Source organism: Azospirillum sp. VT-I1 (genome assembly GCF_055698305.1).
Window position 1 is genome coordinate 148,392 of record NZ_CP168803.1, and the last position, 25,634, is coordinate 174,025.

Consider the following 25,634-nt stretch of genomic DNA (forward strand, 5'->3'; position numbering starts at 1 on the left):
GCGCGTGGTCCGCCGGTGCATCGATACGCACCGGCGGATCGTGGTCGCCACCCTGATCGGGCCGGAGGCGGTGCGGGGGATCGAGGTCAACCCGCTGGCGCTGGAACTGGCCCGCGTGTCGGTGTGGATCGGCGAGATCCAGTGGCGGCACCGCCATGGCCTTGCCCCGCCCAGGGACCCGGTGCTGAAACCCCTGAAGACGGTGGAGCACGGCAATGCCCTGGTGTCGGAGGACAGCGGAGAAACGCCCTGGCCGCCGGCAGACGCGATCGTCGGCAACCCGCCCTTCCTCGGCAACAAGGCGATGCTGCGGGTGCTGGGCGAAGCCGAAACGATGCGCATCCGCTCGGTCTATGCCGGCCGGGTGCCCGACGCCGCCGACCTCGTCTGCTACTGGTTCGAGAAGGCGCGCGCCATGATCGCCGGCGGCACGGCGAAACGCGCCGGGCTGGTGGCCACGAACTCCATCCGGGGCGGCGCCAACCGCGCGGTGCTCGACCGCATCCGCCAGACCGGCCGCATCTTCGAAGCCTGGTCCGACGAACCCTGGGACCTGGACGGCGCCGCAGTCCGCGTCTCGCTGGTCTGCTTCGGACCGAAGGACACGGACGGGACCCCGCGCCTGGACGGCCGCGAGGTGACGGAGATCTTTGCCGACCTGACCGGAGGCGGGGTGGATTTGACCATGGCGAAGCGGCTGAACTCCAATAAGCGAATCAGCTTCCAAGGCCCGGTCAAAGTCGGTGCGTTCGACGTGGACGGTTGCGTGGCCCGCCGCTGGCTGATGGCTTCCGGCAATCCGCATGGTCGTCCCAATGCCGATGTCCTGCGTCCTTTGGTCAACGGCATGGACGTGATGCGCCGCCCGTCCGACACATGGATCATCGACTTTGCCGAAATGACAGAACGCCAAGCCTGCTTGTACGAAGGACCGTTCGATCACCTGAAGCTGCACGTCAAGCCTGTTCGCGAAAGAAACCGGGATGCCTCGCGTCGGCAGAATTGGTGGCGTCTCGGGCGGAGCGGAGCGGACATGAGGGAGGCACTGCACCGACAGTCCCGATGCATCGCAACGCCCAGGGTCGCGCGCCACCGGGTTTTCGTTTGGCTTCCGTCGTCCGTGATGCCGGACAGCCGCCACGGTGTCGGAAACGATCCGCAGTACACGCCGAGCACGGGTTTCGAAACCTTCCCCTTCCCCGCCGGGCTGACGCCCGACCGTCCTGCCTCCGACTATGCCGACGATCCACGTGCGCAAGCCATCGCCGAGGCGGCGAAGCGGCTGAACCGGCTGCGGGAGGCGTGGCTAAACCCGCCCGACCTCGTGAAGCGGGTGGCGGAGGTGATGCCGGACCTTCCCGCCCGCATGGTGCCGCGCGATGCGGGGGCCGCCGCCCTTCTGAAGAAACGCACGCTGACCAACCTGTACAACGACCCGCCGGACTGGCTGCGCGACGCACAGCGCGACCTCGACGCCGCCGTGGCCGACGCCTATGGCTGGCCGGCCGATCTGGACGACGAGGAGGTGCTGCGCCGCCTGCTCGCCCTCAACCTCCGGCGCGCCGCGGGCCAGGACGAACCGCGCCAGCTCCGCTTCCACTTTCCGCCGCACCAGCTGCATTTCAGTCTGGAGGGCGGTGCCGGCCGGGCGCCGGAAAGGCGCCTCCGCCCCCGCAGCCGGCCCCCGGTCTGGACCGGCGGCAGCGCCATTTCGCCTATGTCATTCCCGGCGGCCTGACGGACCGGCTGCACACGACCATCCAGGCCCGCGTCGCCATGGCGGCCTGACGCGGGATCTGCGGCCACGACCGGAGGGGGCCTGCCGGGTGTGACCGAAATGACGACGGTCCGGGCGAGACGCTATCGGAGGCAGGGTCAGCCCATCCGATCCACATTGACAGGGTGAGTGTCTCACCCTATCCGTGGAACGCTGAACTCGATTGGTTGGGGAGGGGCGGATGCTCGGCGAGCAGTTGAAGGCCTACCGCGAGGCTCGCGGGCAGTCGCGGGAGGACTTCGCGGCCTTCCTGAACGAGGGGCTGGACCGCTCCTACGACCGGCAGCGCATCTCGCGCTGGGAGAATGGGGGCGAGCGTATTCCGCAGGCCGTCGTCGCCTTCGTCCGCAAGCACCCGGTGCTTCCCGTCGAGAAGCCGGGCCCGGCGCTCGTCGTATCGCTGGCGAACCAGAAGGGAGGCGTGGGCAAGACCACCGGCTGCGTCAATGTCGGACGCATGCTGGCCGACCGCGGCTATTCCGTCGTGCTGGTGGACTCCGACCCCCAGGCCAACGCCGGCATCCATCTCAGCGTGGACGTCGTCGCCTGCGAGGAAGCCGAGAAGACGCTCTACTACGTCCTCAAGGGGGCCGCGAAGGCCGAGGAGTGTCTGGTGGAGACGCGCAACCCGCGCCTGCGGGTCCTGCCATCCTCGCTCAAGCTGGCCGAGAGCGAGACCGAACTCGCCGCCCAGCAGTTTTCGCACAACACCTTGCGCAGCCGTCTCGCCGAGCTGCGGCGCAGCGTCGATTTCATTCTGATCGACTGCCCGCCCACGCTGGGGCATCTGGTGACCAACGCCCTGGTGGCCAGCGACACCGTCCTGATCCCCTGCCAGACGCAGCCCCTCGCCTTCATGGGCATGGGCACGCTGCGCAAGCAGATCGACTTCGTGCGCGAACGCGGCAACCCCACCCTTTCGCTGCTCGGCATCGTGCCGACCTTCTATTCCGGCCGCACGACCCAGGACCAGGCCACCCTGAAGGACATGCACGACACCTATGGGCAGGAGGTTCACATCTTCCCGCCGATCCCCAACACCACGCTCTACCCGCAATCCTCGGCCGGCGGCGACGCGCTGGTCGCCTTCAACGCCAAGGCCCCCGGCATCGGCACCTTCGACATGGTGGTGCAGACCCTGATCGGGGAGCGCGACCGCCGCGTGGTTTCGGCCGGCCATGGAGTGACGGCGCATGGCTAAGGGCATTCCGCGCTCCAACATGGGGCTCATCGCCAAAAGCAGCGACCAGACCAGCGCCAACCCGGTGCGGCTCGACAGCAACGCGCTGACCGGCAAGGCGGTGCCCTTCGAGAGGCCCTTCGCCTGCGACATCGGGCTGGTCGTCACCAATCCCGATCAGCCGCGCAAGATCTTCCGGGAAGAGGATCTGGCCTCTCTGGCAGCCTCGCTCGCCAAGCATGGGCTGAAGCAGCCGATCGGCGTGCAGCAGCAGGCCAACGGCGAATATCTCCTGGTGTGGGGCGAGCGGCGCTGGAGAGCCGCCCGGGCGCTCGGCTGGCCGACGATCACCGCGGTGCTGACCGCCGGCGACCCGCTTGAGGTGGCGCTGGTCGAGAATGTCCAGCGCGTCGACCTGTCTCCGTTCGAGCAGTCCGATGCCCTGCAGGGGCTGAAGGAGCGCCACGGCTACACGGACGAGGCGCTTGCCGGCATCGTCGGCAAGGACCGCAGCATGATCTCCAAGCTGCTCCGTCTGCAGTCCCTGCCGGAACTGATCCGCAAGGAATATGCGGAGCATGAGCCGACGCTCCGCTTTCTCCTCACCCTCACCCGGGCCGCGTCGAAAGCCTCCGCCCTCGCCATGTGGGATCAGTGGAAGAGCGGCGCCGCCGTCGGAAACCCCGACGCGGGCGGGGAGCCGTCGACCCCGAAGGCTGCTGGCGAGGACGGCGAGCGCCCCTCGCACAAGCCGGCCGAAAAATCCCCGGAGATGGCGCTGAGCGCCCTGCCTCAGCGGGTGTACCGCGTGCTCAGCCGGGCGCAGGAGACCATCGGCGCGATGGTGGAGCGGCCGCGGCCGCTGACCGACGAGGATTGGGAGCGCCTGAAGCGGATGCGGTCACTGATCGACACCCTGCTGGAACAGCGGAAGTAAGAGCTGGGAGTCCGTCCGATGGGAACCGTTCCCATTGGACGGCCCATCCGCCGCCCCCTGCTTGGGGAACCGTTCCCATCGAACAGCCCCGCTGGTCCAAGCGGCCCCCTTCCCCGGCGGCCGGCGCCGGCATGATCGCGGCGGCATGCGGCGTTTCGCCCCAACCCGGTCTGTGACTGTCTCACCGACCGATCGGGGCCAAAGGGTACCATGCGTCCCCTGGGGGAATTGCCGGGGAAATCCGTTTATGCGTCGGTGGCGCTTGGGTCTTGTTCTGATGCTGGCCGCCGGTGCCCTCGCCGCTGGAGGGTGGGCGGCCTTGTTCCGCCCTGTCGCCGTCGTGGTTGCGGCGGTCCAGCATGACGTCGCCATCGAGGTCTACGGCATCGGCACGGTGGAGGCGCGTGTGCGCTCGGCGGTCGGGCTGGAGGTCGCCGGCACGGTGACGGAGCTGTTCGCCGATCACGAAGACCACGTGCCGCAGGGCGCCGTCCTCGCCCGGCTTGACACCCGCCAGCAGGACGCACGCGTCGCCGAAGCGCAGGCCGCACTGGGGCAGGCCCGCGCGGCGCGCGCCAAGGCGGAGGCCGCGATCCTCAAGGCGACCTCGCTGCTTGACAAGCGCAGGCAGGCCGCCGGACGGCGGCAGGAGCTGTTGTCCAGGGGCAGCGTGTCGGTCGAGGTGGCGCAGGACAGTGCCGCCGACCTGCGCGTCGCCGAAGCGGAGCTGGCGCTGGCCCGATCCGACCTCGCGCTGGCCGACGCCACGGTGGCCGACGCCGAAGCGCGGCTGCGCTATGAATCCGCGCGGCTCGACCGTTACACCCTGACCGCGCCGTTCGAGGCGCTGGTGATCGCCCGCCACAAGGAGCTGGGTGCCGCCGTCAATCCCGGCGAACCGTTGTTCACCCTGATCGCTCCCGACAGCATCTGGGCGCTGGTCCACATCGACGAGGCATCGGCCGGCGGCCTGACGGAGGGGCAGGCGGCGGCGGTGCGGCTGCGCTCACTGCCCGGCCGGAGCTTCGCGGCGCGCGTGGTCCGCATCGACCTGGAAAGCGACCGCGTCACCGAAGAGCGGAAGGTCTACCTGAAATGCGGGGACTGCCCGTCCCGCCTCCACCTCGCCGAGCAGCTGGAGGCGACCATCGCCGTCGCTTCCCTGCCGCGCGCCGTGCTGGTGCCGCAGGCGGCGGTCGAGCGGTTCGACGGGCGCAGCGGCATGGTGTGGACCGTCGAGGACGGCCGGCTCGCCCGCCGCAAGCTGGGCTTCGGCCGGCGCACGCTGGACGGCCGGCTGGAGGTGACCGGCGGCCTGCCCGACGGCGCGCGGCCGGTCGTCGCCCCGGCGTCCGGCCTGCGCGAGGGCCGGCGCGCCGAACCGCAGGAGACGACGCCATGAACCTCGCGCTGCGCGATGTCCGCCACAATCTCGGCCGCTTCCTGCTGACCTGCCTGGGGCTCAGCCTGCTGCTGGGGGTCGTGCTGTCGATGATCGGCATCTACCGCGGGCTGGTGGACGAGGCGCTGACGCTGGCGCGCTCGCCCGGGGCCGATCTGTGGATCGTCGAATCCGGCACCCGCGGCCCCTTCGCGGAGGCGTCGCGCATCCCCGGCGACCACCGTGACGCGGTGGCCCGGCTGGCCGGGGTGGCCGCGGCCGGCTCGCTGACCTTCCAATCGGTGGAAACGGCGCACCGCGGGCAGATCTTGCGCCTCTATGTCGTCGGCTACGAACCGGGCCGGCCCGGCGAGCCGGGGCGCCTCGCCGCCGGCCGGCCGATCACCCGCAGCCATTACGAGATGCTGGCCGACCGCCGCGCCGGGCTGGAGATCGGCGAGCGCCTGCGGCTGGGGCGGGACGTCTACGAGGTGGTCGGCCTGACCGACGGCATCGTCGCGTCCGGCGGCGATCCGGTCGTCCACCTGACCCTGCGCGACAGCCAGCGCCTGCAGTTCGAGCTGGATCCGGCCGCCGCCCGCCGCGAGTTGGCCCGCGGCGGGCGGCCGGGGGCCTCGACACGGTGAATGCGGTGGTGGCGCGCGTGATGCCCGGCGTGCCCGCCGCACGGGTGGCGGCCGAGGCGGCGCGATGGAAACATGTCGCCGCACTCACGCAAGCGGAACAGGAGGGACTGCTGCTGAAGTCGGTGGTCGAAAAGGCGCGCCGGCAGATCGGCCTGTTCACGGCGATCCTGATGGCGGTGTCGGCGGTGGTGATCGCGCTGATCCTCTACACGATGACCATGGACAAGGTGAAGGCCATCGCCACGCTGAAGCTGATCGGCGCGCCCGACCGCACCATCGTCGCCCTGATCCTGCAGCAGGCGCTTGCCATGGGGGCGATCGGCTGGAGCGCCGGCACGCTGCTGATCCTGCTTGCCAAGGACCATTTCCCGCGCCGCCTGCTGCTGCTGCCCGACGATGCGCTGATGCTGGGAGCGGCGGTGCTGGTCCTCTGCGTGGTGGCGAGCGGGCTCGGCGTCCGGCTTGCGCTCAAGGTCGATCCCGCGACCGCGCTCGGAGGGTGAGGCGATGTCGGTGCCGCTCGTCGAGCTTCGGGGAATCGCCAAGACCTACGGCAGCGGCGAGACCGCCGTGCATGCGCTGAAGGACACGGATCTGCGGGTCTATCCGGGGCAGGTGGTCGGGCTGCTCGGTCCCAGCGGGTCCGGCAAGACGACGCTCCTGAACCTGATCGGCTGCATCGTCGAGCCGACGCGCGGCCGCATGGATCTGGATGGTGAGACGGTCTATGACGGCCGCTGGCTGAAATCCGACCTGCGCCGGCTTCGCCTGGAGAAGATCGGCTTCATCTTCCAGTTCCACAACCTACTGCCGTTCCTCACCGCCGAGGAGAATGTCGCCGTGGCCCTCGGTCTGGCCGGTGTTTCCGGCGGGGAAGCGCGGCGGCGGGCACGGGCGCTGCTCGACTATCTGGAGGTCGGGCACCGCCGCGCGTCGCTGCCGTCCCGGCTGTCCGGCGGAGAGGCGCAGCGGGTGGCCATCGCCCGCGCGCTCGCCAACCGGCCGCGCATCATCCTGGCCGACGAGCCGACGGCGGCGCTCGATTCCGGACGGGCCGGCATGGTGATGGACCTGCTCCGCCGGCTGGCCATCGAACAGCAAGCCGCGGTGCTGGTGGTCACGCATGACGAGACGATCTTCGGCCGTTTCGACCACGCGGTGTCGCTGCGCGACGGGACGGTCGAAGCCGGTCAGGACGGGTAATAGCCCAGGATGGCCTTGGTTTCGAGGCACTCTTCCAGCCCGAAGACGCCGTACTCCCGTCCGTTGCCGGACTGCTTGTAGCCTCCGAAGGGCGCATGGGCATCCCAGGCGGGATGGTTGATGTGGACCTGTCCGGACCGGATCCGGGATGCGACCCGACGGGCGCGTTCCAGGTCGGACGACTGGACATGGCCGCCCAGCCCGAACACCGTGTCGTTGGCGATCTCTACGGCCTCCTCCTCGGTCGCATAGGGCATGATGCAGAGCACCGGGCCGAAGATTTCCTCCTGCGCGATGCGCATGCCGCCGGTCACGCCGGAAAAGATCGTAGGCTTCACGAAATGGCCGATATCCAGCCCCGCGGGCTTGCCAGGCCCGCCGCAGAGCAGTTGCGCTCCCTCGGCGATGCCGGCGGCGATCATCCGCTGCACGCGGTCGAACTGCGCCCCGTTGGCGATCGGGCCGAGGGTGGTCCGCGGGTCGCGGGGGTCCCCGACGACGATGGTTTCGACATGCCGGCGGGCCAACGCCTCCACCTCCTCCAGCCTGTCGGCCGGGACGATCATCCGCGTCGGCGCGCTGCAGGATTGCCCGACGTTGCGGAAGGCGGAGGCGATGCCCAGCGGCACGGCCTTCGCGAAATCCGCGTCCGGCAGCAGGATGTTGGGCGACTTGCCGCCCAGTTCCTGGACGACGCGCTTGACCGTGACGGCGGCGGCCTGCGCCACCAGCACCCCGGCGCGCACCGATCCGGTGATGGACACCATGTCGATGCCGGGATGGGCGGCGATGGCGGCCCCCACCTCCCCGCCGGTGCCGTTGACCAGATTGAAGACGCCCGGCGGCGTCCCGGCATCGTGCATGATCCGGGCGAACAGCAGCGCGCTCAGCGGCGAGAGTTCGCTGGGCTTCAGCACGACGGTGCAACCGGCGGCCAGCGCCGGCGCCAGCTTGGCGGTGATCTGGTAGAGCGGCCAGTTCCAGGGCGTTATCAGGCCGCAGACGCCGACCGGTTCGCGCAGGATCGCCGTCGTTCCCTTCCGGACGAGGAAGTCGTAGCCGCCCAGAACCTCCACCATCGCCCGCAGGTGCGCGATGGCCAGCGGCACCTGTGCTGCGCGGGCGAAGCCGATGGCGGTCCCCATCTCCGCCGTCATGGCGAAGGCCAGCTCCTCGGCGCGCGTCTCCATCAGATCGGCGATCCGCTGCAGCAGGGCCTGCCGTTCCTCCACCGGCATCGCGGAGAAGGTCGCGAAGGCCCTGCGGGCTGCGGTGACGGCCTCGTCGACATCACCGGCCGTGCCCGCCGCGATGGAGCCGATGACCGCTTCGGTGCTCGGATCGACCACCGCGATGGTGGCGTCGGAGGACGGGGCGACCCATCGTCCGTCGATGTAGAAGTGCCGCGCGTCCTCCGGCTCCATCGTCGTTCTCCTCTTGCGGCCGTTGCGGACCGATCCGCCGTTCGGCCCGGCGGTCAGTGCAGAATGTCCTGCAACTTGTAATAGGCGCCGACGAAGGGCAGGAACCAGGTGGGGCCGAAATGGCCCGGGATGGCCGGCCAGTCGAAATCGCGCAATGGATTGGCGGCGGCGTTCCCGTCCATGACCTCGGCCATGATCCGGCCCATATGGGTCGACATCTGCGTGCCGTGGCCGCTGTAGCCCATGGAATAGAACAGGCCGTCCCGTTCGCCCGCCCGCGGCAGGCGGTCCGCCGTCATGTCCACCATGCCGCCCCAGCAGTAATCGATCCTCGCGTCGGCCAGATCGGGAAAGATCTCGATCATCGACCGCCGGAGGATCGAGCCGCTCCTGGCGTCGGAACGGGGATTGGATTTGGCGAAGCGCGCCCGACCGCCGAACAGAAGCCGGTTGTCCGGCGTGATGCGGAAATAGCAGACGAAGTTCCTGGTGTCCGTCACGTTGCGGCGATGCGGCAGCAGGGCGTCCAGGCGGGCGGGCGACAGGGGCTCCGTCGCGATCAGGAAGGCGCCGACCGGAACGATGCGGCGGCGGAAATAGGAAAGGGGACCGACCGCCGAGGTGCCGGTCGCCAGCAGCACCTGCTTGGCGGTGACCGAACCGGACGGCGTGGAAAGCCGGTGCGCATATCCGTTCAGCCGCTTCATGCCGATGACCGGCGCGTTCTCATGCAGCCGGACGCCCTGGCGCCCGGCGGCCGTCGCCAGACCATGGGCGAACTTGCCCATATGCATGGCGGCACTCTTGGGAAAGATCAGGCCGCCGAAGTAGCGGTCGCTGCCCAGCTCGCCCTTGAGGTCCTGCTTCGAGACCATGAAGCTGTCGGGGTCGGCGCCCCGGGCCATCAGCTCCTGCGAGCGGGCGAGCTTGTCGTAATGCGCCGGCTTCGCCGCCACCTTCAGCTTGCCGACGCGCTTGAAGTCGCAGTCGATGCTTTCCTCGCGGACGATGCGCTCCACCGTGTCGACCGCGGCGTCGTAGCTCCGGTAGAGCCGCATGGCGGCGTCGGCGCCCAGCCGGCCGACCATCGCGGCATAGTCGCCGGCGAAGCCGTTGTTGCACATGCCGCCGTTGCGCCCGGACGCGCAGCCGCCCAGCTGTCCGGCTTCCAGCAGGACGACCCGCGCGCCCTTCTTCGCCAGGGCGAGCGCGGCGGACAGTCCGGTGAAGCCGCCGCCGACGACCGCCACGTCATGGTCGCCCTCGACGGGACCATGGTGGAGATCGAGGAACCTGGGCGCGGTGTCGAGCCAGTAAGGGGTCAGTTTCATCGCATTCGCCTCAACCGAAGGATTGGCCGGCAAGGTCATGGATGCGCTCCGGCCCGGTCGCCGGCGGGCGCCGCGCCGGGGGCACGAACCGCGACGGCGTCGATCTCCACCAGATAGCCGTAATGGAGTTCAGGCACCGGCACCACCGACCGCGCCGGCCGGGCATCCCCCAGCATCTCCGCATAGATCGCGTTGAAGCGCGGCCAGTTCGCGACGCCGACGAGGTAGACGGTCACCTTCAGCAAGGTTGCGGCCGTGCCGCCCGCCGCCTCCACCACCGCGATCATGTTGCCGATCGCCAGCCGGGCCTGCCGGTCGAAGTCCGCATCCGCATGGTGGGTGCCGTCGGGGGCGACGGGCAGCTGGCCCGATACATAGATCAGGTCGCCATGCCGGACGCCCTGGGAATAATGGCCGCCGGGCGGTGCCGCGCCGTCGGTGGATATCGCCGCCACGTCCAAGTTCCCTGCGATTCCGTCCGCCATCGTCACCATCCTCCGAAACGGGGCCAGACGGCCTCGATCTCGTCGCTGCCGCTCCGCACCACCTGATAGGCCCCGTGCTGCGCACCCGTGGCGCAGGCGTGGTTGGGAAGGATGCGCACGCGCGTGCCGATCGGCAGGTCGGGCAGGCGGGCATCCGACCCCGGACGCACGGTGATGATCCCATGCTCCTGGTTGGCGTCGGACAGGATCAGGTCGCCGAACGGCTTGCCGCCGACATCGCAGACGAGGCCATAGCCCTGGTCGATCCTCTGCCTGGCCGTCCCGCGGTCGCGGGACATCGCCATCCAGCCGGCATCGACCAGGATCCAGCCCTTGTCCCGCTGATGGCCGATCACCGTCGCAAGCACGGACAGCGCGATGTCGTCGATCCCGCAGACACCGATTCCCGCCATGACGAGGTCGAAGAAGACGAAGACGCCGGCGCGCACCTCCGTCACGCCGTCCAGCCTTTCCGCGAAATGCGCGGTGGGCGTCGATCCGACGCTGACCACCGGACAGGCGAAGCCGGCGTCGCGCAGAAGGGTGGCGGCCTGCACCGCGCCCGCGCGCTCGGCCTCGGCGCAGGCGCGCAACGCGTCCTCGCCGACCGCGCCATAGCTCGCCCCCGCATGGGTCAGGACCCCGCGCAGACGGCCGCCCTCATCCAAGGCCCGGGCGATGGCGACCAGCGTCGCGCCGTCGCCGGGCAGCACGCCGGAGCGGTGGCCGTCGCAGTCGATCTCGATGAGGGCGGGGATCGGGTCTCCGGCCTGGCAGGACGCCTCGGCCACCGCCTGCGCCTGCTCCACCGTATCGAGCGTGACGGCCAGATCGACCCCGCCGGCTCGAAGCGCGAGGATGCGACCGATCTTGTCCGGGGAAATGCCGACCGCATAGATCAGGTCCGTGACGCCGGCACCGGCGAACTGCTCCGCCTCCTTCAGGGTGGAAACGGTCGCGGGACCGGACGGGGAGGTCATCACCCGTTGCGCGGCATCGACCGACTTGGCCGTCTTCAGATGCGGCCTCAGTTCCACGCCCAGCCGGTCGAGCCGGTCACGGAGGCGGCCGACATTGCGGTCCATGCGGTCCCGGTCGAGAAGGAGGCAGGGCGTGCCGACGTCCTGCAGGCTTGGAGCTTTGGAGGCGGTTCGCATCGTTCCATCCAGCAAGCGCTAAGGTCCGTGCCACGGCTCAACCGCCGTGACGGTCCTTGCATTCTAGGGGATGTCGGGTAGCATGCAATTAACGATACATGCAGGCTTCATTAAGGTAGACCTTAATGCTGACGAGCGATGATCTTGTCTTTTTCGGCGTCCTTTCCGGTTCCCCGTCGCTTGCCGACGCCGCACGCAAGCTGAACGTCACACCGCCGGCCGTCACGCAGCGGCTGAAGGCACTGGAGCAGCGCGTCGGCGTCCGCCTGATGGACCGTACGACCCGCGGACTGGCCCTCACCGACGAGGGAGAGCTGCTGGTCGCCGAAGGCGCTGCGATCATCGAGGCGATCGAAGGGCTGGCGGAGTCGCTGGGCCGGCGGACGACCCGTGTCCGCGGCAGGCTGCGGATCGCGGCGCCCTATGGCTTCGGGCGGGAGCATGTCGCGCCGGTCGCCGCGGACTTCGCGCGGCGGCATCCGGAGGCCACCGTTGCCCTGGAGTTGTTGGACCATCCCAGCGTGCTGACCTCCGACAGCTGGGACGTCGTGATCCATATCGGCGCCCTCAATTCGGCCGAACGGCTGGTCACGACGCTCGCGCCGAATGCACGGGTGGCCTGCGCCTCGCCGGCTTATCTGGAGCGGCATCCGGCCATCGGCAATCCGGAGGATCTCCGGCATCACCGCTGCCTCGCGTTGCGGGAGAATGACGAGGACGTGACGCTGTGGCGCTTTTCCCATGCAGCGCAGGGGGCCACGACCGTCCGCATCAAGCCCGCGATGTCCACCAACGACGGCTCCATCCTGCGCGCCTGGGGACTTTCAGGGCTGGGCGTCATCGTCCGGTCGGAGTGGGACGTGGCGGGCGATCTTGCCGCCGGGCGGCTGGTCCGGATCCTGCCGGACTGGGCTTGTCCGGCCGCGGACGTCGTTGCCCTGCTGAACGCCCGTCATGGCCGCAGCCGAAGGGCCACGGTGTTCCTGGAGATGATGCGGGAGGCGCTGACCCCGCTCCCCTGGCGAAGCCCGGCACGCTGAACCGCCATCCGTGTAGGGCTGTCGTCCGGCGGCCGGATTGTCCACCATGCGGGAAAGCCGCGCGGCGGAGGCGACGGGTGCCGGTGTTGTCGTCGAAAGTGAGACCGGCAACCCAAGGAGACGAGCATGGCACCGCCGTCATCGGCCATGATTTTCCAGAACCCTGCGACCGGCCAGACGGAAGCGGTGTCCAACAGGGCAGGGGTCTGGGCGTTCCTGGGCGGTCCGTTCTATTTCGCCGCCAAGGGCGAATGGATCCACGCCGCGATCCACGCCGTGCTGACAGTCATCGCCCTGCTGCTTTGGCCCACCGGGATCCTCATGCTCCTGGGGCTCTGGTTCGGCTACGCCTGCGCGACGCCGACCATCCTGGAGGCGCGCTACAAACGCCTGGGCTGGCAGCGGATCCCGGCCTGAGGCGGTGTGGTAAACCCGCCCACCGGCGCATCCGCCGGTCATTTCACCCGGCCTTGGAGCCGGTGCAACAGCTCGCCGACGATGCCGCGGCGGAAGACCAGGACGCAGACGACGAAGATGCAGCCGATGACGACCGGCACCGGCAGGCTGGTCGCCGCCAGATAGCTCTCCAGCGTGACGACCAGCGCCGCGCCGACCACCGGCCCCAGCAGCGTGCCCATGCCGCCCAGCAGCGTCATCAGCACCACCTCGCCCGACATCAGCCACGTCACGTCGGTCAGCGAGGCGAGTTGGAACACGATGGCCTTGGTTCCGCCGGCAAGCCCGGCCAGCGAGGCCGACAGCACGAAGGCGACCAGCTTGTAGCGGTCGGTGCGGTAGCCGAGCGACACCGCGCGCGGCTCGTTCTCGCGGATCGCCTTCAGAACCTGCCCGAAGGGCGAATGCACGGTGCGCCAGATCAGGGCGAAGCCGCCGACGAAGATCGCCAGCACGGTGTAGTACATGGTCAGCGGCTGGTTCAGGTCGAACAGCCCGAACAGGGTGCCGCGCGGCACGCCCTGGATGCCGTCCTCGCCATGGGTGAAGGGAAGCTGCAGCGCCAGGAAGAAGATCATCTGGCTCAGCGCCAGCGTGATCATGGCGAAATAGATGCCCTGACGGCGGATGGCGATCAGGCCGAAGACCAGCCCCATCGCTCCCGCCACCGCGGTGGCGGCGAGCAGCCCGAACTCCGGCGCCCAGCCCCAGACCTTCACCGTGTGGGCGGAGATGTAGGCCGCCCCGCCGAAGAAGGCGGCATGGCCGAAGCTGAGCAGCCCGGCATAGCCGATCAGCAGGTTGAAGGCGCAGGCGAACAGCGCGAAGCACAGCACCTTCATCAGGAAGACGGGATACAGCACGAAGGGGGCGGCGACGGCGATCAGCAGCAGGGCACCGGCGATCAGGACGGTGCCGGTGCCGCGGGAGGACCCGCGCATGGCGATGGTGGTGGAGTTGCTGGCGACGGTCATGGATCAGCGCTCCCGTCCGAAGAGGCCCGCGGGCTTGATGAGAAGAACGATCGCCATCACGACGAACACGACGATGTTGGACGCCTCCGGATAGAAGACCTTGGTCAGCCCTTCCAGCAGCCCCAGCCCGAGCCCGGTGACGATGGCGCCCAGGATCGATCCCATGCCGCCGATCACCACCACGGCGAAGACGATGATGATGAGGTTGGAGCCCATCAGCGGCGACACCTGATAGATCGGCGCCGCCAGCACGCCGGCCAGCCCGGCCAGCGCCACGCCGAAGCCGTAGGTCAGCGACACCATCACCGGCACGTTGATGCCGAAGGCCTGGACCAGCGTCGGGTTCTCGGTCGCCGCGCGCAGATAGGCGCCCAGCTTGGTCCGCTCGATGGCGTACCAGGTGCCGAAGCAGATGGTGAGGGAGGCGACGACCACCCAGGCGCGATAGTTCGGCAGGAACATGAAGCCCAGATTCTGCCCGCCCTTCAGCGCGTCGGGGATGGGATAGGGCTGGCCCGACACGCCGTACTGGTGGCGGAAGGCGCCTTCCAGGATCAGGGCGAGGCCGAAGGTCAGCAGCAGGCCGTAGAGATGGTCCAGCTTGTACAGCCGCGACAGCATCGACTTTTCCAGCGCGATGCCCAGCAGGCCGACCGCCAGCGGCGCCAGCACCAGCGCCCACCAGTAGCCGAGCCCGAGAGAGGTCAGCAGCAGCCACGCCACGAAGGCGCCGACCATGTAGAGCGCGCCGTGGGCGAAGTTGATGACGTTCAACATGCCGAAGATCACCGCCAGCCCGAGGCTGAGCAGCGCATAGAAGGAACCATTGATCAGGCCGAGCAGAAGCTGCCCGAACAGGACTTGGGGCGGGACACCGAGGAGTTGGAACATGATTGTCCTCCCGCTCACACGCCGAGATAGGTGTGGAGCTTGTCCATGTTGGCGTTGAGCTGGTCGTTGGGGATCATGTCCACCACATGGCCCTCCTCCATCACGTAATGGCGGTCGGCGATGGTGGCGGCGAAGCGGAAGTTCTGTTCCACCAGCACGATGGTGAAGCCGCGCGCCTTCAGCGCCCGCACCGCGACACCGATCTGCTCGATGATGACCGGGGCGAGACCCTCGGTCGGCTCGTCCAGCAGGATCATGGTGGCGCCGGTGCGCAGGATGCGGGCGATCGCCAGCATCTGCTGCTCGCCGCCCGACAGGCGCGTGCCCTGGGTCGAGCCGCGCCCCTTCAGGTTGGGGAACAGGTCGTAGATCTGCGGGATCGTCATCCCGCCGTCCTTCACCACCGGCGGCAGCGTCAGGTTCTCGTCCACGCTGAGGCTGGAGAAGATGCCGCGCTCCTCCGGCACATAGCCGATGCCGAGCCGCGGGATGCGGTGCTGGGCCATGCCGATCAGCTCCTGCCCCTGGAAGCGGATGGAGCCGGTGCGCTTGCCCATGATCCCCATGATCGCGCGCATGGTCGAGGTCTTGCCGGCGCCGTTGCGGCCCAGCAGCGTCACCACCTCGCCCTGCCGCACCTCCAGGTTGACGCCGTGCAGCACATGGCTTTCGCCGTAGAAGCCGTGCAGGTCGGCGATCTCCAGCATCGCAGTCTTCGTCTGCATCCCGTCAGGCATGTCCGGTCCCCATATAAGCTTCCATCACCTGCGGGTTCTTGGAGACGACCTCGTAGGGTCCCTCCGCCAGGATCTCGCCGCGGCGGAGCACGGTGATGGTGTCCGACAGGTGGGCGACGACCGACAGGTTATGCTCCACCATCAGCACGGTGCGGTCGGCGGCGACGCGCTTGATGAGGGCGGCGGTGCCCTCGATGTCCTCATGGCCCATGCCGGCCAGCGGCTCGTCCAGCAGCATGACCTCCGGGTCGAGCGCGAGCGTGGTGGCGATCTCCAGCGCGCGCTTGCGGCCATAGGGCAGCTCGGCGGCCAGATGGTTGGCCCAGGGGGAGAGGTTGACCGCCTCGATCAGCTCCAGCGCCCGGTCATGCAGGTCGTAGAGCGTCGATTCGGACTTCCAGAAGTGGAAGCTGGTGCCGAGCGGGCGCTGCAGCGCCACCCGGACATTCTCCAGCACGCTGAGATGCGGGAAGACCGCCGAGATCTGGAAGGAGCGGACCAGCCCCATCAGCGCGATGTCGGCCGGCTTGGTGCGGGTGATGTCCCGGCCCTTGTAGAGGATCTGGCCGCGCGTGGGCGTCAGGAACTTGGTCAGCAGGTTGAACACCGTGCTCTTGCCGGCGCCGTTCGGGCCGATCAGCGCGTGGATGGTGCCGCGGCGAACCTGGAGGTTCACCTCCTTCACCGCCACGAAGCCCTTGAACTCCTTCGTCAGGTTGCGCGCTTCCAGGATGATGTCGTCGGTCATCGGCGATGCGATCCCCTTGCCAGTCGTCGGCCGTGCAGTGGTCTGCTGTGCAGCCGGCCGGCGATTCCAGACGGAACCGCCGGCCGGTGCGCCCCATTGGTCCCGCCCGTCAGCCCTTGACGAGGGGGCACTTGCTTTCGGACAGCGGCAGGAAGGCGTCGTTGCCGGGGATGGTGCTGAGGATCTTGTAATAGTCCCAGCGTCCCTTGGACTCTTGCGGGCTCTTCACCTCGACGAGGTGCATGTCGTGGACCATGCGGCCGTCGGCGCGGACCTTGCCGTTGCGGGCGAACATGTCCTCGATGGGCATGGTCTTCAGCTGGTTGACCACGGTCAGGCCCTTGTCGGTGCCGCTGGCGTCGATGGCCTTCAGGTAGTTCAGCACCGCCGAATAGACGCCGGCCTGCACCATGGTCGGCATCCTGCCCTCGTGGCGCTGGCCGAAGCGCTTGGCGAACTCCCGCGTCCGCTCGTCGGTGTCCCAGTACCAGCCGGTGGTGATGATCATCCCCTTGGTGACGTCGAGGCCGAGGCTGTCGATGTCGGTCAGGAAGACCAGCATGCCGACCATCTTCTGGCCGCCCTGGGTCAGGCCGAACTCGTTGGCCTGCTTCACCGCATTGACGAAGTCGCCGCCGGCGTTGGCGAGCGCCACCACCTGCGCGCCCGATGCCTGCGCCTGGAGCAGGAAGGACGAGAAGTCCGGCGTCGCCACCGGCGCCCGGACCGTGCCCAGCACCTCGCCACCGGCCTTCTTCACCGCGTTCGAGGTGTTGGTTTCAAGGCTGCGGCCGAAGGTGTAGTCGGCGGTGATGAAGAACCAGGACTTGTTGCCCTGCTGGGTCAGGGCGCGGCCGGCGCCGTTGGCGAGCGCGTAGGTGTCGTAGGTCCAGTGGACGCCGGTGGGGGAGCATTTCTCGTTGGTCAGCTCGGTGGTGCCGGCGGTGGAGTTCAGGTGAACCCGCCCGGTCTCGCGCGTCACCTCCTGCACCGCGAGTGCGGCGGCGGAATTTCCGACATCGACGATCACGTCGACCTGTTCGCGGTCGATCCACTGGCGGGAGACGCTGGCGGCGATGTCGGCCTTGTTCTGGTGGTCGGCGAAGACGACCTGGACCGGCGCGCCCTTGACCTTGCCGCCGAAATCCTCCACCGCCATCTGCGCTGCGACCACCGAGCCGCGCCCGGCAAGGTCGGCATAGATGCCGGTCATGTCGTCGAGCACGGCGATCTTCACCACATTGTCGGAGATCTGCGCCTGCGCCGTGCCGGCCAAGACGCCGGTGAAGGCGAAGGCGGCCATACCCGCGAGCAGAGCGGTCTTGAGCGTGGTCATCCGTTTGTCCTCCCTATTCTGATTGATTTGAAAAGTCGTCTCAGGCCTTGGCTGCCGCCGCGGCGTCGCGCAGCATGCGGCCGAGCAGGAACTGGTCGCTGTCGCCATGGGCCAGCCGCGTCTGGTCGGCCTGGGCGTCGATGGCGCGCTTGGTCATGCGCAGGGCCAGCGGCGGGACCGCCGCCGCCTCGCCCGCCAGCCGCATGCTTTCGTCGACCGCGGCGCCGTCCTCCGCGACGAGGTCGGCCAGACCCCAATCGAGCGCCAGCGCCGGATCGACCCGCAGGTCGGTGAACAGCAGCCGCTTGGCCCGCGCCGGACCAACCAGCGAGACCAGACGCGGCAGTCCGCCCCAGGCGAGGTTGAAGCCGAGCCGGGCCTCCGGCAGCCGAAGATGCGCGCTCCGCCCGAAGACCCGCAGATCCAGTGCCAGCGCCAGCACGCCGCCGCCGCCGACCGCCGGTCCCTCGACGGCGGCGATGGTGAGTTGGGGAAGTGCCGCCCAGGCGTCGCACAGGGCGCGTCCGCGCTCGACCGCGGCGTGCTGCTCCAACACATCCGTGCCGGTAGGCCAGAGCAGCGGATCGGACAGGTCGATGCCGCCGGAGAACACCGTGCCGGTTCCGGTCAGCACCACCGCCCGGACGCCGGTGTCGGCGCGCAGGCGGTGGGCGACGTCGGTCAGCTTCTCCATCGCCGCCGCGCTCAAGGCGTTGGCCCGCCCGCCGCGGTCGTAGCGGACCAGCGCCACTCCGTCGGCATGCTCGATCGAAACAAGGCTCATTCCGCTTTTTTCCTCCCCGACCATGGCCCGACCATGGCTCCGCCGGCGCGGCGTGCCGTTCTTGCCGGTGCCCACTCCCTAACATTCTACTGAGTATGTTGCAATCTTTTGATTGGCAGTGCAAACATACGAACGGCAGCAGCCGGCACGGGCGCGAGGCCCGTGGTCCGGACAGGGTTTGGAAAGAACAGGGAGGGTTTTCGGCGATGCACGGCGATGATTGGGCGCGGATCCCCACGGCGGACGAGTGCGTGCTGCGCAATCTTCTGGAGGCGCAGGCCGCGCGGCAGCCCGACGCGGTGTTCGTCGCCTTCTGGCGGGGCGAGAGCTGGAGCTACCGGGAGACGCTGGAGCGTGTCCGCCGCCGCGCCGCCGCCCTGCGGGCGCAGGGTGTGCGCCAGGGCGACCATGTGCTGTGCTGGATGGGAAACGGGCCGGACCTTCTGACCGCGTGGTTCGCCATCAACTATCTCGGCGCGGTCTATGTGCCGCTCAACACGGCAAGCCGCGGCCGCCCGCTGGAGCATATGCTGGACAATGCCGGCGCCACGGTCCTGATTGCCCACGCCGCCCTGATCGGCCGCTTGGCGGAGATCGGGCGCGGACCGCTGGCCAGGATCCTGACCGTCGGCACGGCGGATGCGGACCCGCCCGAGCTGCCCGGCGTGACCGTCGCACCGCTGGTGGATGCGCCGGCCGATGCCGACATCAGCCTGCCGCTCGACCGGCCGATCCAGCCCTGGGACCCCCACGCGATCATGTATTCGTCGGGAACCACCGGCGCGGCCAAGGGGGTCGTGACCTCCTACGTGCAGATCTACACGATGGGGCCGGACGCCTTCGACAGCATCACGGCGGACGACCGCTGCATGATCTGCGGCCCAATTTTCCATTGCGGCAGCACGCTTTACGTCTATTGCATGCTGGGCAAGGGCGGGTCGATGGCGATGGTTCCGGAATTCCGGACGCCGGACTTCTGGGACTCGATCCGCGACACCGGCAGCACGGTGGTCCTGCTTCTGGGCATCATGGCGAACTTCCTACTGAAGGCGCCGCCGGACGCGCGGGACCGCGACCATACTCTCAAGAAGGTCTTCATCGTTCCCTTCGGCGAGGACGCGCCCCGGTTCGGCGAGCGCTTCGGTGTCGAACTCCACACCGTCTACAACATGACCGAGATCGCCAGCCCCCTGACCGCCGGACCGCGCACCGCCGGACCGGATGGGATGGTCCCGGGCCTGTGCGGCCGCGCGCGCCCCTGCTTCGAGCTGCGCGTGGTCGACGGCAACGACGCCGAGCTGCCGCCGGGCACGGTCGGCGAGCTGATCATCCGCTCGCACCGGCCCTGGGCGCTCGGCTCCGGCTATTACCGCAATCCGGAGGCGACGCTGGCGTCCATGCGCAACGGCTGGTTCCACACCGGCGACGCCTTCCGCATGGAGGCTGACGGGCGCTTCTTCTTCGTCGACCGCCTGAAGGACGTCATCCGCCGCCGCGGCGAGAACATCTCCTCTTTCGAATTGGAGGCGGAGATCTGCGCCCATCCGGCGGTACGCGAGGCGGTGACCGTCGCCGTGCCCAGCGACGTCGGCGAGGACGAGGTGCTGGCGGTCGTCGCCCCAATCCCCGGCGCCGCGATCGACCCGGCCGAGCTGGTTGGCTTCCTCGCCGCGAGGGTGGCGCACTACATGGTCCCGCGCTATGTCCGCGTGGTGGAGGAACTGCCCAAGACGGCCAGCGGCAAGCTCCAGAAGCACATGCTGCGCGCCGACGGCCTGACGGAGGATTGCTGGGACCGCGAGGCCGCGGGCATCCGCCTCAAGCGCGAAAGGCTCGGCTGAGGGGCGGTCGAGCGCAGCGAGTTTTCAACGGTGACTGGGCCCCTCTCCCCTTGCGGGAGAGGGGCTTTTTCCTCATCCCGGCGCGTTCAGCCCCTGCATGATCGAATCCACGATCTTGTCGGCCAGGATCTCGCGGTCGTCGCGGGTCTCGGCGGGGCGGGGGCGGTACCAGATCGACAGCCAGTTGATGGCGCCCAGCGCCACCTTGACCGCCACCGACACGTCGCTGGTGCGGATCGAGCCGTCCTCGACCCCCTCGTAGGCGACCCGCTTGAACAGGCTCTCGAAGTCGTTGCGCACGGTCATCAGCTCGGCCAGCGTGCGGCGCTGCTCGGGCGTGGTGGCGCCGAAGCGGTGCATCTCGACCCCCTGCACGACCACCGCCTCCAGGGCGAGATTCTCCATCATCGACAGGGCGTGCTGGCGGAACATGGCGCTGAGGCGCTTCGCCGCCGGTTCCGGCCCCTTCATCACCGGGGTGACGGCCTCGAAGTTGCGCCGCATTCCCTCGCGGTGGACGTCGAAGAACAGCTCCGTCTTGGAGCGGTAGTAATGATAGATGCGGCCCTTCGTAGCGCCCAGACGCCGCGCCACGTCGTCGATGCTCGTCGCGTGATAGCCCTGCTCCATGAAGCATTCGGCGGCGGCGGTCAGGATATCGATGTTCCCGGTCTTGTCGATGCGGGGTGACAGCTGGCTCTTTTCACTGCTCATCGTCCAGTTCCAACTCGATAATTTCGTCGGCGGTCAACCCGTTCCGCCCGCATCGTCCCTTCGCGGCACCCCGGCAGGGGCCGGTCAGGCGAAGCTAGGACCAATCCATCCCACAGGCAACATTTCTGCCTGGACAGAGCGGGCGCTCTCACATACTACTTGGTAGGTTTTTTGTGCGTGACGCAAGCAATCTTTGCGGCGAGCGCATCCGACCGAAGGCCGAATGGCCCACACGAACATGGCCCAACGAACATGGGAACGCGCCCAATGAACGAACCCATTCCCGCCGGGGAGCTGGAGCGGCGCGTCGGCGGCGAGATCGGTGTGTCGCGCTGGTTCGAGATCGACCAGACGCGCATCGACGCCTTTGCCGACGCCATCGACGACCACCAGTTCATCCATGTCGATCCCGAGCGGGCGAGCCGAGACACCCCCTTCGGCGGCACCATCGCCCACGGCTTCCTGTCGCTGTCGCTGCTGACCGCGATGGGGGAGGGCGTGCTGCCGAGGATCACCGGAGAGGCGATGGTCATCAATTACGGCTTCGACCGCGTCCGCTTCCCCGCCCCGGTCCGGTCCGGCGCACGGGTCCGCGCCCGCTTCGTGCTGAGCGAGGTCACCCGGCGGTCGGATCGGGAACTGGCCGCGCGCTATGCGGTGACGGTGGAGATCGAGGGCGGCGGCAGGCCGGCGCTGGCGGCCGACTGGATCATCCTGACCCTTTTGAAAGAACAGGTGAACGCAGCATGAGCATTGAATCGGAAGGCATCCGCTTCGACGGGCGGGTCGCCATCGTCACCGGGGCGGGGAACGGCCTGGGGCGCGGCTATGCGCTGGAACTGGCGGCGCGCGGCGCCAGGGTGGTGGTCAACGACCTGGGCGGCGGGCGCGACGGCCGCGGCGCCTCCGATGCCGCCGAGATGGTGGTCGCGGAGATCCGCAGCCGCGGCGGCGAGGCCATCGCCGACGGCGCGAACGTCACCGACCCGGCGCAGGTCGCGGCGATGGTCGGGCGCGCCCACGGCCTGTGGGGCCGCATCGACGTACTGATCAACAACGCCGGCATCCTGCGCGACAAGAGCTTCGCCAAGATGGAGCTGGAGGATTTCCGCTCGGTCGTCGACGTGCATCTGATGGGGGCGGCCAACGTCACCCATGCGGTCTGGCCGATCATGCGGGCGCAGGGCTATGGCCGCGTCCTGATGACGACCTCCACCTCCGGCGTCTACGGCAATTTCGGCCAGTCGAACTACGGCGCGGCGAAGGCCGGTCTGGTCGGGCTGATGAACGTCCTGCATCTGGAGGGCATCCGCAACGGCATCCACGTCAACGCGGTCGCCCCGACGGCGGCGACCCGCATGACCTCCGACATCCTCGACGAGACGGCGCTGGCCCGGCTGAACCCGGATTTCGTCACCCCGGCGGCGCTGTTCCTGGTGTCGGAGCGGGCGCCCAGCCGCACGGTGATCCTCGCCGGCGCCGGCACCTACGCCCGGCTCGCCATCGTCGAATCGGACGGCGTCTTCCTGCCCGAGGGCGAGCGGACGCCGGAGGCCGTGGCCGCCCGCTTCGCCGAGATCGCCTCGCTCGACCGCCAGCACGAGATCGACGCCGGCCTGAGCCATGTCGACCGCATCCTGAAGCGCGCGGCGGACGCCGCCGGCTGAGCCGGCCGGCCGAGACCCGGCTGAAACAAGGAGAAGACCGGTGAGAGAAGCCGTCATCGTATCGACCGCCCGCACGGCCATCGGCAAGGCCTACCGCGGCGCCTTCAACGACACCCAGGCGCAGGCGCTGGGCGGGCACGCCATCGCCCATGCCGTCGCCCGCGCCGGGATCGATCCCGCCGAAATCGACGACGTGGTGATGGGGGCGGCGCTGCAGCAGGGCGCCACCCACATGAACATGGCCCGGCAATGCGCGCTGCGCGCCGGCTTGCCCACCTCGGTGGCGGCGCAGTCGGTGGACCGGCAATGCGCCTCCGGCCTGATGGCCATCGCCATCGCCGCCAAGCAGATCGTCGCCGACGGCATGACGGTTGCGGTCGGCGGCGGGCTGGAATCGCTGTCGCTGGTGCAGACCGACCGCATGAATGTCGAGCGCTGGCGCGATCCCTGGCTGGTCGAGCACCGCCCCGACGTCTACATGGCGATGATCGAGACGGCGGAGATCGTGGCGGCGCGCTACGGCGTGGCGCGCGAGATGCAGGACGCCTACGCCGCCCGCTCCCAGGCCCGCACCGCCGAGGCGCAGGACGCCGGACGCTTCGACGCGGAGATCGTGCCGCTCACCACCACCATGACCCGCTTCGACAAGGCGACCGGCGAGACCACCCGCCATACGGTCACGCTGGACCGTGACGAGAGCAACCGGCCGGACACCACGTTGGCCGGACTGTCGGCGCTGAAGCCGGTGTTCCGCGACGGCCAGCAGATCCGGGAAGGGCGCTTCGTCACCGCCGGCAATGCCTCGCAACTGTCGGACGGGGCGTCGGCCTGCGTCCTGATGGAGGCGTCGGAGGCGGAACGGCGGGGCCTGCAGGCGCTCGGGCTCTACCGGGGCATCGCGGTCGCCGGCTGCGACCCGGACGAGATGGGGATCGGCCCGGTCTTCGCGGTGCCGAAGCTGCTGAAGCAACATGGCCTGACCGTCGACGACATCGGGCTGTGGGAACTGAACGAGGCCTTCGCCGCGCAGGTGATCCACTGCCGCGACCGGCTCGGCATTTCCGACGAGCGGCTGAACGTCAATGGCGGGGCCATCGCCGTCGGTCATCCCTATGGCATGTCGGGCGCCCGTCTGGTCGGCCACGCCCTGATCGAGGGCAAGCGCCGGGGTGTGCGCCATGTCGTCGTCACCATGTGTGTCGGTGGCGGCATGGGCGCCGCCGGCCTGTTCGAAGTCGCCTGAAGTCCCCGAAAACGAACCAGAGACAGGGAGGAACCCAAATGGACCGCAAGCACGACACCCGCGCCTCCTACCCCCATTTCCAGATCGTCCCGACCCGGTGGATGGACAACGACGCCTACGGCCATGTCAACAACGTGGTCTATTACAGCTATTTCGACACGGTGGTGAACCAGTACCTGATCGAGAACGGCGCGCTCGACATCGAGAACAGCCCGGTGATCGGGCTGGTGGTGGACACCGGCTGCAGCTATTACGCGCCGGTCAGCTTCCCCGACCGGGTCGAGGCCGGGCTGCGCGTGGCGCGGCTGGGCACCAGCAGCGTCCGCTACGAGGTCGGGCTGTTCCGCAACGACGACCCCACCCCGGCGGCCTGCGGCCATTTCGTGCATGTCTATGTCGACCGCGAGACGCGCCGCCCGGCGGCGCTGCCCGAGACGCTCCGCACGGTGCTCGGGCGGCTGGTCGCGCCGGCCGAAACCGCCTGAAACCCCGACCCGGTGAGGACCGAGACATGACGGACTTCGTGTTCGAAACCACGCCCAAGCTGGTGTGCGAGGCGGGGGCGGCGGCCCGGCTGGGCGCAATGGCGAAGGAGCTGGGCATCCGCCGCGCGCTGATCGTCACCGACGCCGGTCTGGTGGCGGCTGGCCTGCTGGAGCCGGTCGAGGCCGGCTTCAAGGCCGCCGGCACCGCCTGCACCCTGTTCTCCGACGTGCTGGCCGACCCGCCGGAAGAGTCGGTCGCGCTGGCGGTGCGGGCGGCGCGCGACGCCGGGGCCGACGGGGTGATCGGCTTCGGCGGCGGCAGCTCGCTCGACACCGCCAAGCTGGTCGCCCTGCTGGCCGGCACGCCGCAGGAGCTGCCGGACATCTACGGCATCGGCCTCGCCAAGGGGCCGCGCCTGCCGCTGATCCAGGTGCCGACCACCGCCGGCACGGGGTCGGAGGTGACGCCCATCGCCATCGTCACCACGCCCGCCAGCGAGAAGAAAGGAGTGGTTTCCAGCCTGCTCTATCCCGATCTTGCGGTGCTCGACGCCCATCTGACGCTGGGGCTGCCGCCGCGGGTCACCGCGATGACCGGCATCGACGCGATGGTCCACGCCATCGAGGCCTACACCACCCGCCACAAGAAGAACCCGCTGTCGGACAGCCTCGCGCTGCGGGCGCTGGCCCTGCTGGGCGGCAACATCCGCGCCGTCATCGCGGACGGGCGCGACGTCGCCGCCCGCGCGGCGATGCTCCAGGGCTCGCTGCTCGCCGGCATCGCCTTCGCCAACGCGCCGGTCGGGGCGGTCCATGCCCTGGCCTATCCGCTGGGCGGCCATTTCCACGTCCCGCACGGGCTGAGCAACGCGCTGATGCTGGGACCGGTGCTGGAGTTCAACCGGCCGGCCGCCGAGGGGCTTTATGCCGAACTCGCCCCGGCGATCCTGCCCGGCCGCTCCTTCGCCACGCCGGCCGGGGCGGCGGCCGCCTTCATCGGCGCCATGCGCGATCTCGTCGCCGCCATGCCGATGGAGCAGCGGCTGGAACAGGTCGGCGTGCGGCGGGACGATCTGCCGATGCTGGCCGCCGACGCCATGAAGGTGCAGAGGCTTCTGGTCAACAATCCGCGCGATGTCCGCTACGAGGACGCCTTGGATCTCTACGATCAGGCATGGTGAAGGGGGCGGGCTGAT

The 25,634-nt window shown here is 69.1% G+C and carries 26 protein-coding genes; 15 read left to right on the plus strand and 11 right to left on the minus strand.

The window, feature by feature from the left end:
* Positions 1 to 4 precede the first annotated feature (4 nt).
* The 7 genes from AB8P05_RS19475 (at position 5) to AB8P05_RS19505 (ending at position 7,125) form a co-directional block, all read left to right on the plus strand.
* The gene (locus AB8P05_RS19475) at positions 5 to 1,738 is read left to right on the plus strand and encodes a class I SAM-dependent DNA methyltransferase (protein WP_472760504.1); all 1,734 of its coding nucleotides are present in this window, start codon (positions 5 to 7) and stop codon (positions 1,736 to 1,738) included.
* A gap of 220 nt (positions 1,739 to 1,958) precedes the next feature.
* Entirely contained in the window at positions 1,959 to 2,978 is a 1,020-nt protein-coding gene (locus AB8P05_RS19480) for an AAA family ATPase (protein ID WP_472760505.1), read from the plus strand.
* A complete protein-coding gene (locus AB8P05_RS19485; RefSeq protein WP_472760506.1) occupies positions 2,971 to 3,894 on the plus strand; it encodes a ParB/RepB/Spo0J family partition protein in 924 nt (307 codons plus the stop codon). Before AB8P05_RS19480 ends, AB8P05_RS19485 begins: the two co-directional genes overlap by 8 nt.
* 319 nt (positions 3,895 to 4,213) lie before the next feature.
* Positions 4,214 to 5,296: an efflux RND transporter periplasmic adaptor subunit gene (locus AB8P05_RS19490; protein ID WP_472760507.1), complete on the plus strand. Its 1,083-nt coding sequence runs from the start codon at positions 4,214 to 4,216 to the stop codon at positions 5,294 to 5,296.
* A complete protein-coding gene (locus AB8P05_RS19495) occupies positions 5,293 to 5,922 on the plus strand; it encodes an ABC transporter permease (RefSeq protein ID WP_472760508.1) in 630 nt (209 codons plus the stop codon). The genes AB8P05_RS19490 and AB8P05_RS19495 overlap by 4 nt, the downstream gene beginning before the upstream one ends.
* An 8-nt stretch (positions 5,923 to 5,930) precedes the next feature.
* Positions 5,931 to 6,425, plus strand: a complete 495-nt coding sequence (locus tag AB8P05_RS19500; protein ID WP_472760509.1) for an ABC transporter permease — start codon at positions 5,931 to 5,933, stop codon at positions 6,423 to 6,425.
* Between the two features lie 4 nt (positions 6,426 to 6,429).
* Entirely contained in the window at positions 6,430 to 7,125 is a 696-nt protein-coding gene (locus tag AB8P05_RS19505) for an ABC transporter ATP-binding protein (protein WP_472760510.1), read from the plus strand.
* Here AB8P05_RS19505 and AB8P05_RS19510 read toward each other — a convergent pair.
* Genes AB8P05_RS19510 through AB8P05_RS19525 form a run of 4 tightly spaced genes read right to left on the minus strand, consistent with a single transcriptional unit; the run spans position 7,113 to position 11,522 of the window.
* On the minus strand, positions 7,113 to 8,549 hold the full coding sequence (locus AB8P05_RS19510; RefSeq protein ID WP_472760511.1) for an aldehyde dehydrogenase family protein: 1,437 nt from the start codon (positions 8,547 to 8,549) through the stop codon (positions 7,113 to 7,115). The genes AB8P05_RS19505 and AB8P05_RS19510 overlap by 13 nt on opposite strands.
* A gap of 53 nt (positions 8,550 to 8,602) precedes the next feature.
* Positions 8,603 to 9,880: an NAD(P)/FAD-dependent oxidoreductase gene (locus tag AB8P05_RS19515; RefSeq protein WP_472760512.1), complete on the minus strand. Its 1,278-nt coding sequence runs from the start codon at positions 9,878 to 9,880 to the stop codon at positions 8,603 to 8,605.
* Between the two features lie 35 nt (positions 9,881 to 9,915).
* Complete coding sequence (locus AB8P05_RS19520; protein ID WP_472760513.1) at positions 9,916 to 10,365, minus strand: RidA family protein; 450 nt, start codon at positions 10,363 to 10,365, stop codon at positions 9,916 to 9,918.
* 2 nt (positions 10,366 to 10,367) lie between these two features.
* Entirely contained in the window at positions 10,368 to 11,522 is a 1,155-nt protein-coding gene (locus tag AB8P05_RS19525) for a DSD1 family PLP-dependent enzyme (protein WP_472760514.1), read from the minus strand.
* Between the two features lie 125 nt (positions 11,523 to 11,647).
* Here AB8P05_RS19525 and AB8P05_RS19530 point away from each other — a divergent pair, with 125 nt between their 5' ends.
* Both AB8P05_RS19530 and AB8P05_RS19535 read left to right on the plus strand, forming a co-directional pair.
* Positions 11,648 to 12,562: a LysR family transcriptional regulator gene (locus AB8P05_RS19530; protein WP_472760515.1), complete on the plus strand. Its 915-nt coding sequence runs from the start codon at positions 11,648 to 11,650 to the stop codon at positions 12,560 to 12,562.
* Between the two features lie 126 nt (positions 12,563 to 12,688).
* Positions 12,689 to 12,979: a hypothetical protein gene (locus AB8P05_RS19535; RefSeq protein WP_109153738.1), complete on the plus strand. Its 291-nt coding sequence runs from the start codon at positions 12,689 to 12,691 to the stop codon at positions 12,977 to 12,979.
* Between the two features lie 38 nt (positions 12,980 to 13,017).
* Here AB8P05_RS19535 and AB8P05_RS19540 read toward each other — a convergent pair whose 3' ends face one another.
* The 6 genes from AB8P05_RS19540 to AB8P05_RS19565 all read right to left on the minus strand — a co-directional run bounded on the left by AB8P05_RS19540 (position 13,018) and on the right by AB8P05_RS19565 (position 18,488).
* Positions 13,018 to 13,992, minus strand: coding sequence for a branched-chain amino acid ABC transporter permease (locus tag AB8P05_RS19540; protein ID WP_472760516.1), 975 nt, complete (start codon positions 13,990 to 13,992; stop codon positions 13,018 to 13,020).
* A 3-nt stretch (positions 13,993 to 13,995) separates the two neighbouring features.
* Positions 13,996 to 14,883 (minus strand): branched-chain amino acid ABC transporter permease, encoded by an 888-nt coding sequence (locus AB8P05_RS19545; protein ID WP_472760517.1) that lies wholly within the window; start codon positions 14,881 to 14,883, stop codon positions 13,996 to 13,998.
* Positions 14,884 to 14,897: 14 nt separating this feature from the next.
* Positions 14,898 to 15,620 carry an ABC transporter ATP-binding protein gene (locus AB8P05_RS19550; RefSeq protein ID WP_455175231.1) on the minus strand — a complete coding sequence of 241 codons (723 nt, stop codon included), beginning with the start codon at positions 15,618 to 15,620 and terminating at the stop codon, positions 14,898 to 14,900.
* A complete protein-coding gene (locus AB8P05_RS19555) occupies positions 15,613 to 16,368 on the minus strand; it encodes an ABC transporter ATP-binding protein (protein WP_472760518.1) in 756 nt (251 codons plus the stop codon). Before AB8P05_RS19555 ends, AB8P05_RS19550 begins: the two co-directional genes overlap by 8 nt.
* A 109-nt stretch (positions 16,369 to 16,477) precedes the next feature.
* Complete coding sequence (locus AB8P05_RS19560; protein WP_472760519.1) at positions 16,478 to 17,704, minus strand: ABC transporter substrate-binding protein; 1,227 nt, start codon at positions 17,702 to 17,704, stop codon at positions 16,478 to 16,480.
* 40 nt (positions 17,705 to 17,744) lie between these two features.
* Complete coding sequence (locus tag AB8P05_RS19565; RefSeq protein WP_472760520.1) at positions 17,745 to 18,488, minus strand: enoyl-CoA hydratase/isomerase family protein; 744 nt, start codon at positions 18,486 to 18,488, stop codon at positions 17,745 to 17,747.
* Positions 18,489 to 18,694: 206 nt separating this feature from the next.
* On the opposite strand from AB8P05_RS19565, the gene AB8P05_RS19570 reads away from it, so the two are divergent.
* The gene (locus tag AB8P05_RS19570; RefSeq protein WP_472760521.1) at positions 18,695 to 20,329 is read left to right on the plus strand and encodes an AMP-binding protein; all 1,635 of its coding nucleotides are present in this window, start codon (positions 18,695 to 18,697) and stop codon (positions 20,327 to 20,329) included.
* 72 nt (positions 20,330 to 20,401) lie between these two features.
* On the opposite strand, the gene AB8P05_RS19575 is transcribed toward AB8P05_RS19570, so the two are convergent.
* Positions 20,402 to 21,043, minus strand: a complete 642-nt coding sequence (locus AB8P05_RS19575; protein ID WP_085091628.1) for a TetR/AcrR family transcriptional regulator — start codon at positions 21,041 to 21,043, stop codon at positions 20,402 to 20,404.
* Positions 21,044 to 21,310: 267 nt separating this feature from the next.
* On the opposite strand from AB8P05_RS19575, the gene AB8P05_RS19580 reads away from it, so the two are divergent.
* The 5 genes from AB8P05_RS19580 to AB8P05_RS19600 are packed head-to-tail and all read left to right on the plus strand — an operon-like array spanning position 21,311 to position 25,619.
* On the plus strand, positions 21,311 to 21,793 hold the full coding sequence (locus AB8P05_RS19580) for a MaoC family dehydratase (RefSeq protein WP_472760522.1): 483 nt from the start codon (positions 21,311 to 21,313) through the stop codon (positions 21,791 to 21,793).
* Positions 21,790 to 22,710, plus strand: coding sequence for an SDR family NAD(P)-dependent oxidoreductase (locus AB8P05_RS19585; RefSeq protein WP_472760523.1), 921 nt, complete (start codon positions 21,790 to 21,792; stop codon positions 22,708 to 22,710). The genes AB8P05_RS19580 and AB8P05_RS19585 overlap by 4 nt, the downstream gene beginning before the upstream one ends.
* 40 nt (positions 22,711 to 22,750) lie before the next feature.
* Positions 22,751 to 23,953: an acetyl-CoA C-acyltransferase gene (locus AB8P05_RS19590; RefSeq protein WP_472760524.1), complete on the plus strand. Its 1,203-nt coding sequence runs from the start codon at positions 22,751 to 22,753 to the stop codon at positions 23,951 to 23,953.
* 38 nt (positions 23,954 to 23,991) lie between these two features.
* A complete protein-coding gene (locus AB8P05_RS19595; protein WP_085091632.1) occupies positions 23,992 to 24,438 on the plus strand; it encodes an acyl-CoA thioesterase in 447 nt (148 codons plus the stop codon).
* 26 nt (positions 24,439 to 24,464) lie between these two features.
* Positions 24,465 to 25,619, plus strand: a complete 1,155-nt coding sequence (locus tag AB8P05_RS19600) for an iron-containing alcohol dehydrogenase (protein ID WP_472760525.1) — start codon at positions 24,465 to 24,467, stop codon at positions 25,617 to 25,619.
* The last annotated feature ends 15 nt before the right edge of the window (positions 25,620 to 25,634 follow it).

Coding starts and splice junctions, on each gene's coding strand:
- AB8P05_RS19600 (WP_472760525.1), top strand. CDS start 24,465: ATGACGGACTTCGTGTTCGAAACCACGCCCAAGCTGGTGTGCGAGGCG.
- AB8P05_RS19485 (WP_472760506.1), top strand. CDS start 2,971: ATGGCTAAGGGCATTCCGCGCTCCAACATGGGGCTCATCGCCAAAAGC.
- AB8P05_RS19570 (WP_472760521.1), top strand. CDS start 18,695: ATGCACGGCGATGATTGGGCGCGGATCCCCACGGCGGACGAGTGCGTG.
- AB8P05_RS19480 (WP_472760505.1), top strand. CDS start 1,959: ATGCTCGGCGAGCAGTTGAAGGCCTACCGCGAGGCTCGCGGGCAGTCG.
- AB8P05_RS19520 (WP_472760513.1), bottom strand. CDS start 10,365: ATGGCGGACGGAATCGCAGGGAACTTGGACGTGGCGGCGATATCCACC.
- AB8P05_RS19560 (WP_472760519.1), bottom strand. CDS start 17,704: ATGACCACGCTCAAGACCGCTCTGCTCGCGGGTATGGCCGCCTTCGCC.
- AB8P05_RS19510 (WP_472760511.1), bottom strand. CDS start 8,549: ATGGAGCCGGAGGACGCGCGGCACTTCTACATCGACGGACGATGGGTC.
- AB8P05_RS19565 (WP_472760520.1), bottom strand. CDS start 18,488: ATGAGCCTTGTTTCGATCGAGCATGCCGACGGAGTGGCGCTGGTCCGC.
- AB8P05_RS19580 (WP_472760522.1), top strand. CDS start 21,311: ATGAACGAACCCATTCCCGCCGGGGAGCTGGAGCGGCGCGTCGGCGGC.
- AB8P05_RS19555 (WP_472760518.1), bottom strand. CDS start 16,368: ATGACCGACGACATCATCCTGGAAGCGCGCAACCTGACGAAGGAGTTC.
- AB8P05_RS19495 (WP_472760508.1), top strand. CDS start 5,293: ATGAACCTCGCGCTGCGCGATGTCCGCCACAATCTCGGCCGCTTCCTG.
- AB8P05_RS19515 (WP_472760512.1), bottom strand. CDS start 9,880: ATGAAACTGACCCCTTACTGGCTCGACACCGCGCCCAGGTTCCTCGAT.
- AB8P05_RS19540 (WP_472760516.1), bottom strand. CDS start 13,992: ATGACCGTCGCCAGCAACTCCACCACCATCGCCATGCGCGGGTCCTCC.
- AB8P05_RS19550 (WP_455175231.1), bottom strand. CDS start 15,620: ATGCCTGACGGGATGCAGACGAAGACTGCGATGCTGGAGATCGCCGAC.
- AB8P05_RS19575 (WP_085091628.1), bottom strand. CDS start 21,043: ATGAGCAGTGAAAAGAGCCAGCTGTCACCCCGCATCGACAAGACCGGG.
- AB8P05_RS19595 (WP_085091632.1), top strand. CDS start 23,992: ATGGACCGCAAGCACGACACCCGCGCCTCCTACCCCCATTTCCAGATC.
- AB8P05_RS19505 (WP_472760510.1), top strand. CDS start 6,430: ATGTCGGTGCCGCTCGTCGAGCTTCGGGGAATCGCCAAGACCTACGGC.
- AB8P05_RS19545 (WP_472760517.1), bottom strand. CDS start 14,883: ATGTTCCAACTCCTCGGTGTCCCGCCCCAAGTCCTGTTCGGGCAGCTT.
- AB8P05_RS19525 (WP_472760514.1), bottom strand. CDS start 11,522: ATGCGAACCGCCTCCAAAGCTCCAAGCCTGCAGGACGTCGGCACGCCC.
- AB8P05_RS19585 (WP_472760523.1), top strand. CDS start 21,790: ATGAGCATTGAATCGGAAGGCATCCGCTTCGACGGGCGGGTCGCCATC.
- AB8P05_RS19535 (WP_109153738.1), top strand. CDS start 12,689: ATGGCACCGCCGTCATCGGCCATGATTTTCCAGAACCCTGCGACCGGC.
- AB8P05_RS19530 (WP_472760515.1), top strand. CDS start 11,648: ATGCTGACGAGCGATGATCTTGTCTTTTTCGGCGTCCTTTCCGGTTCC.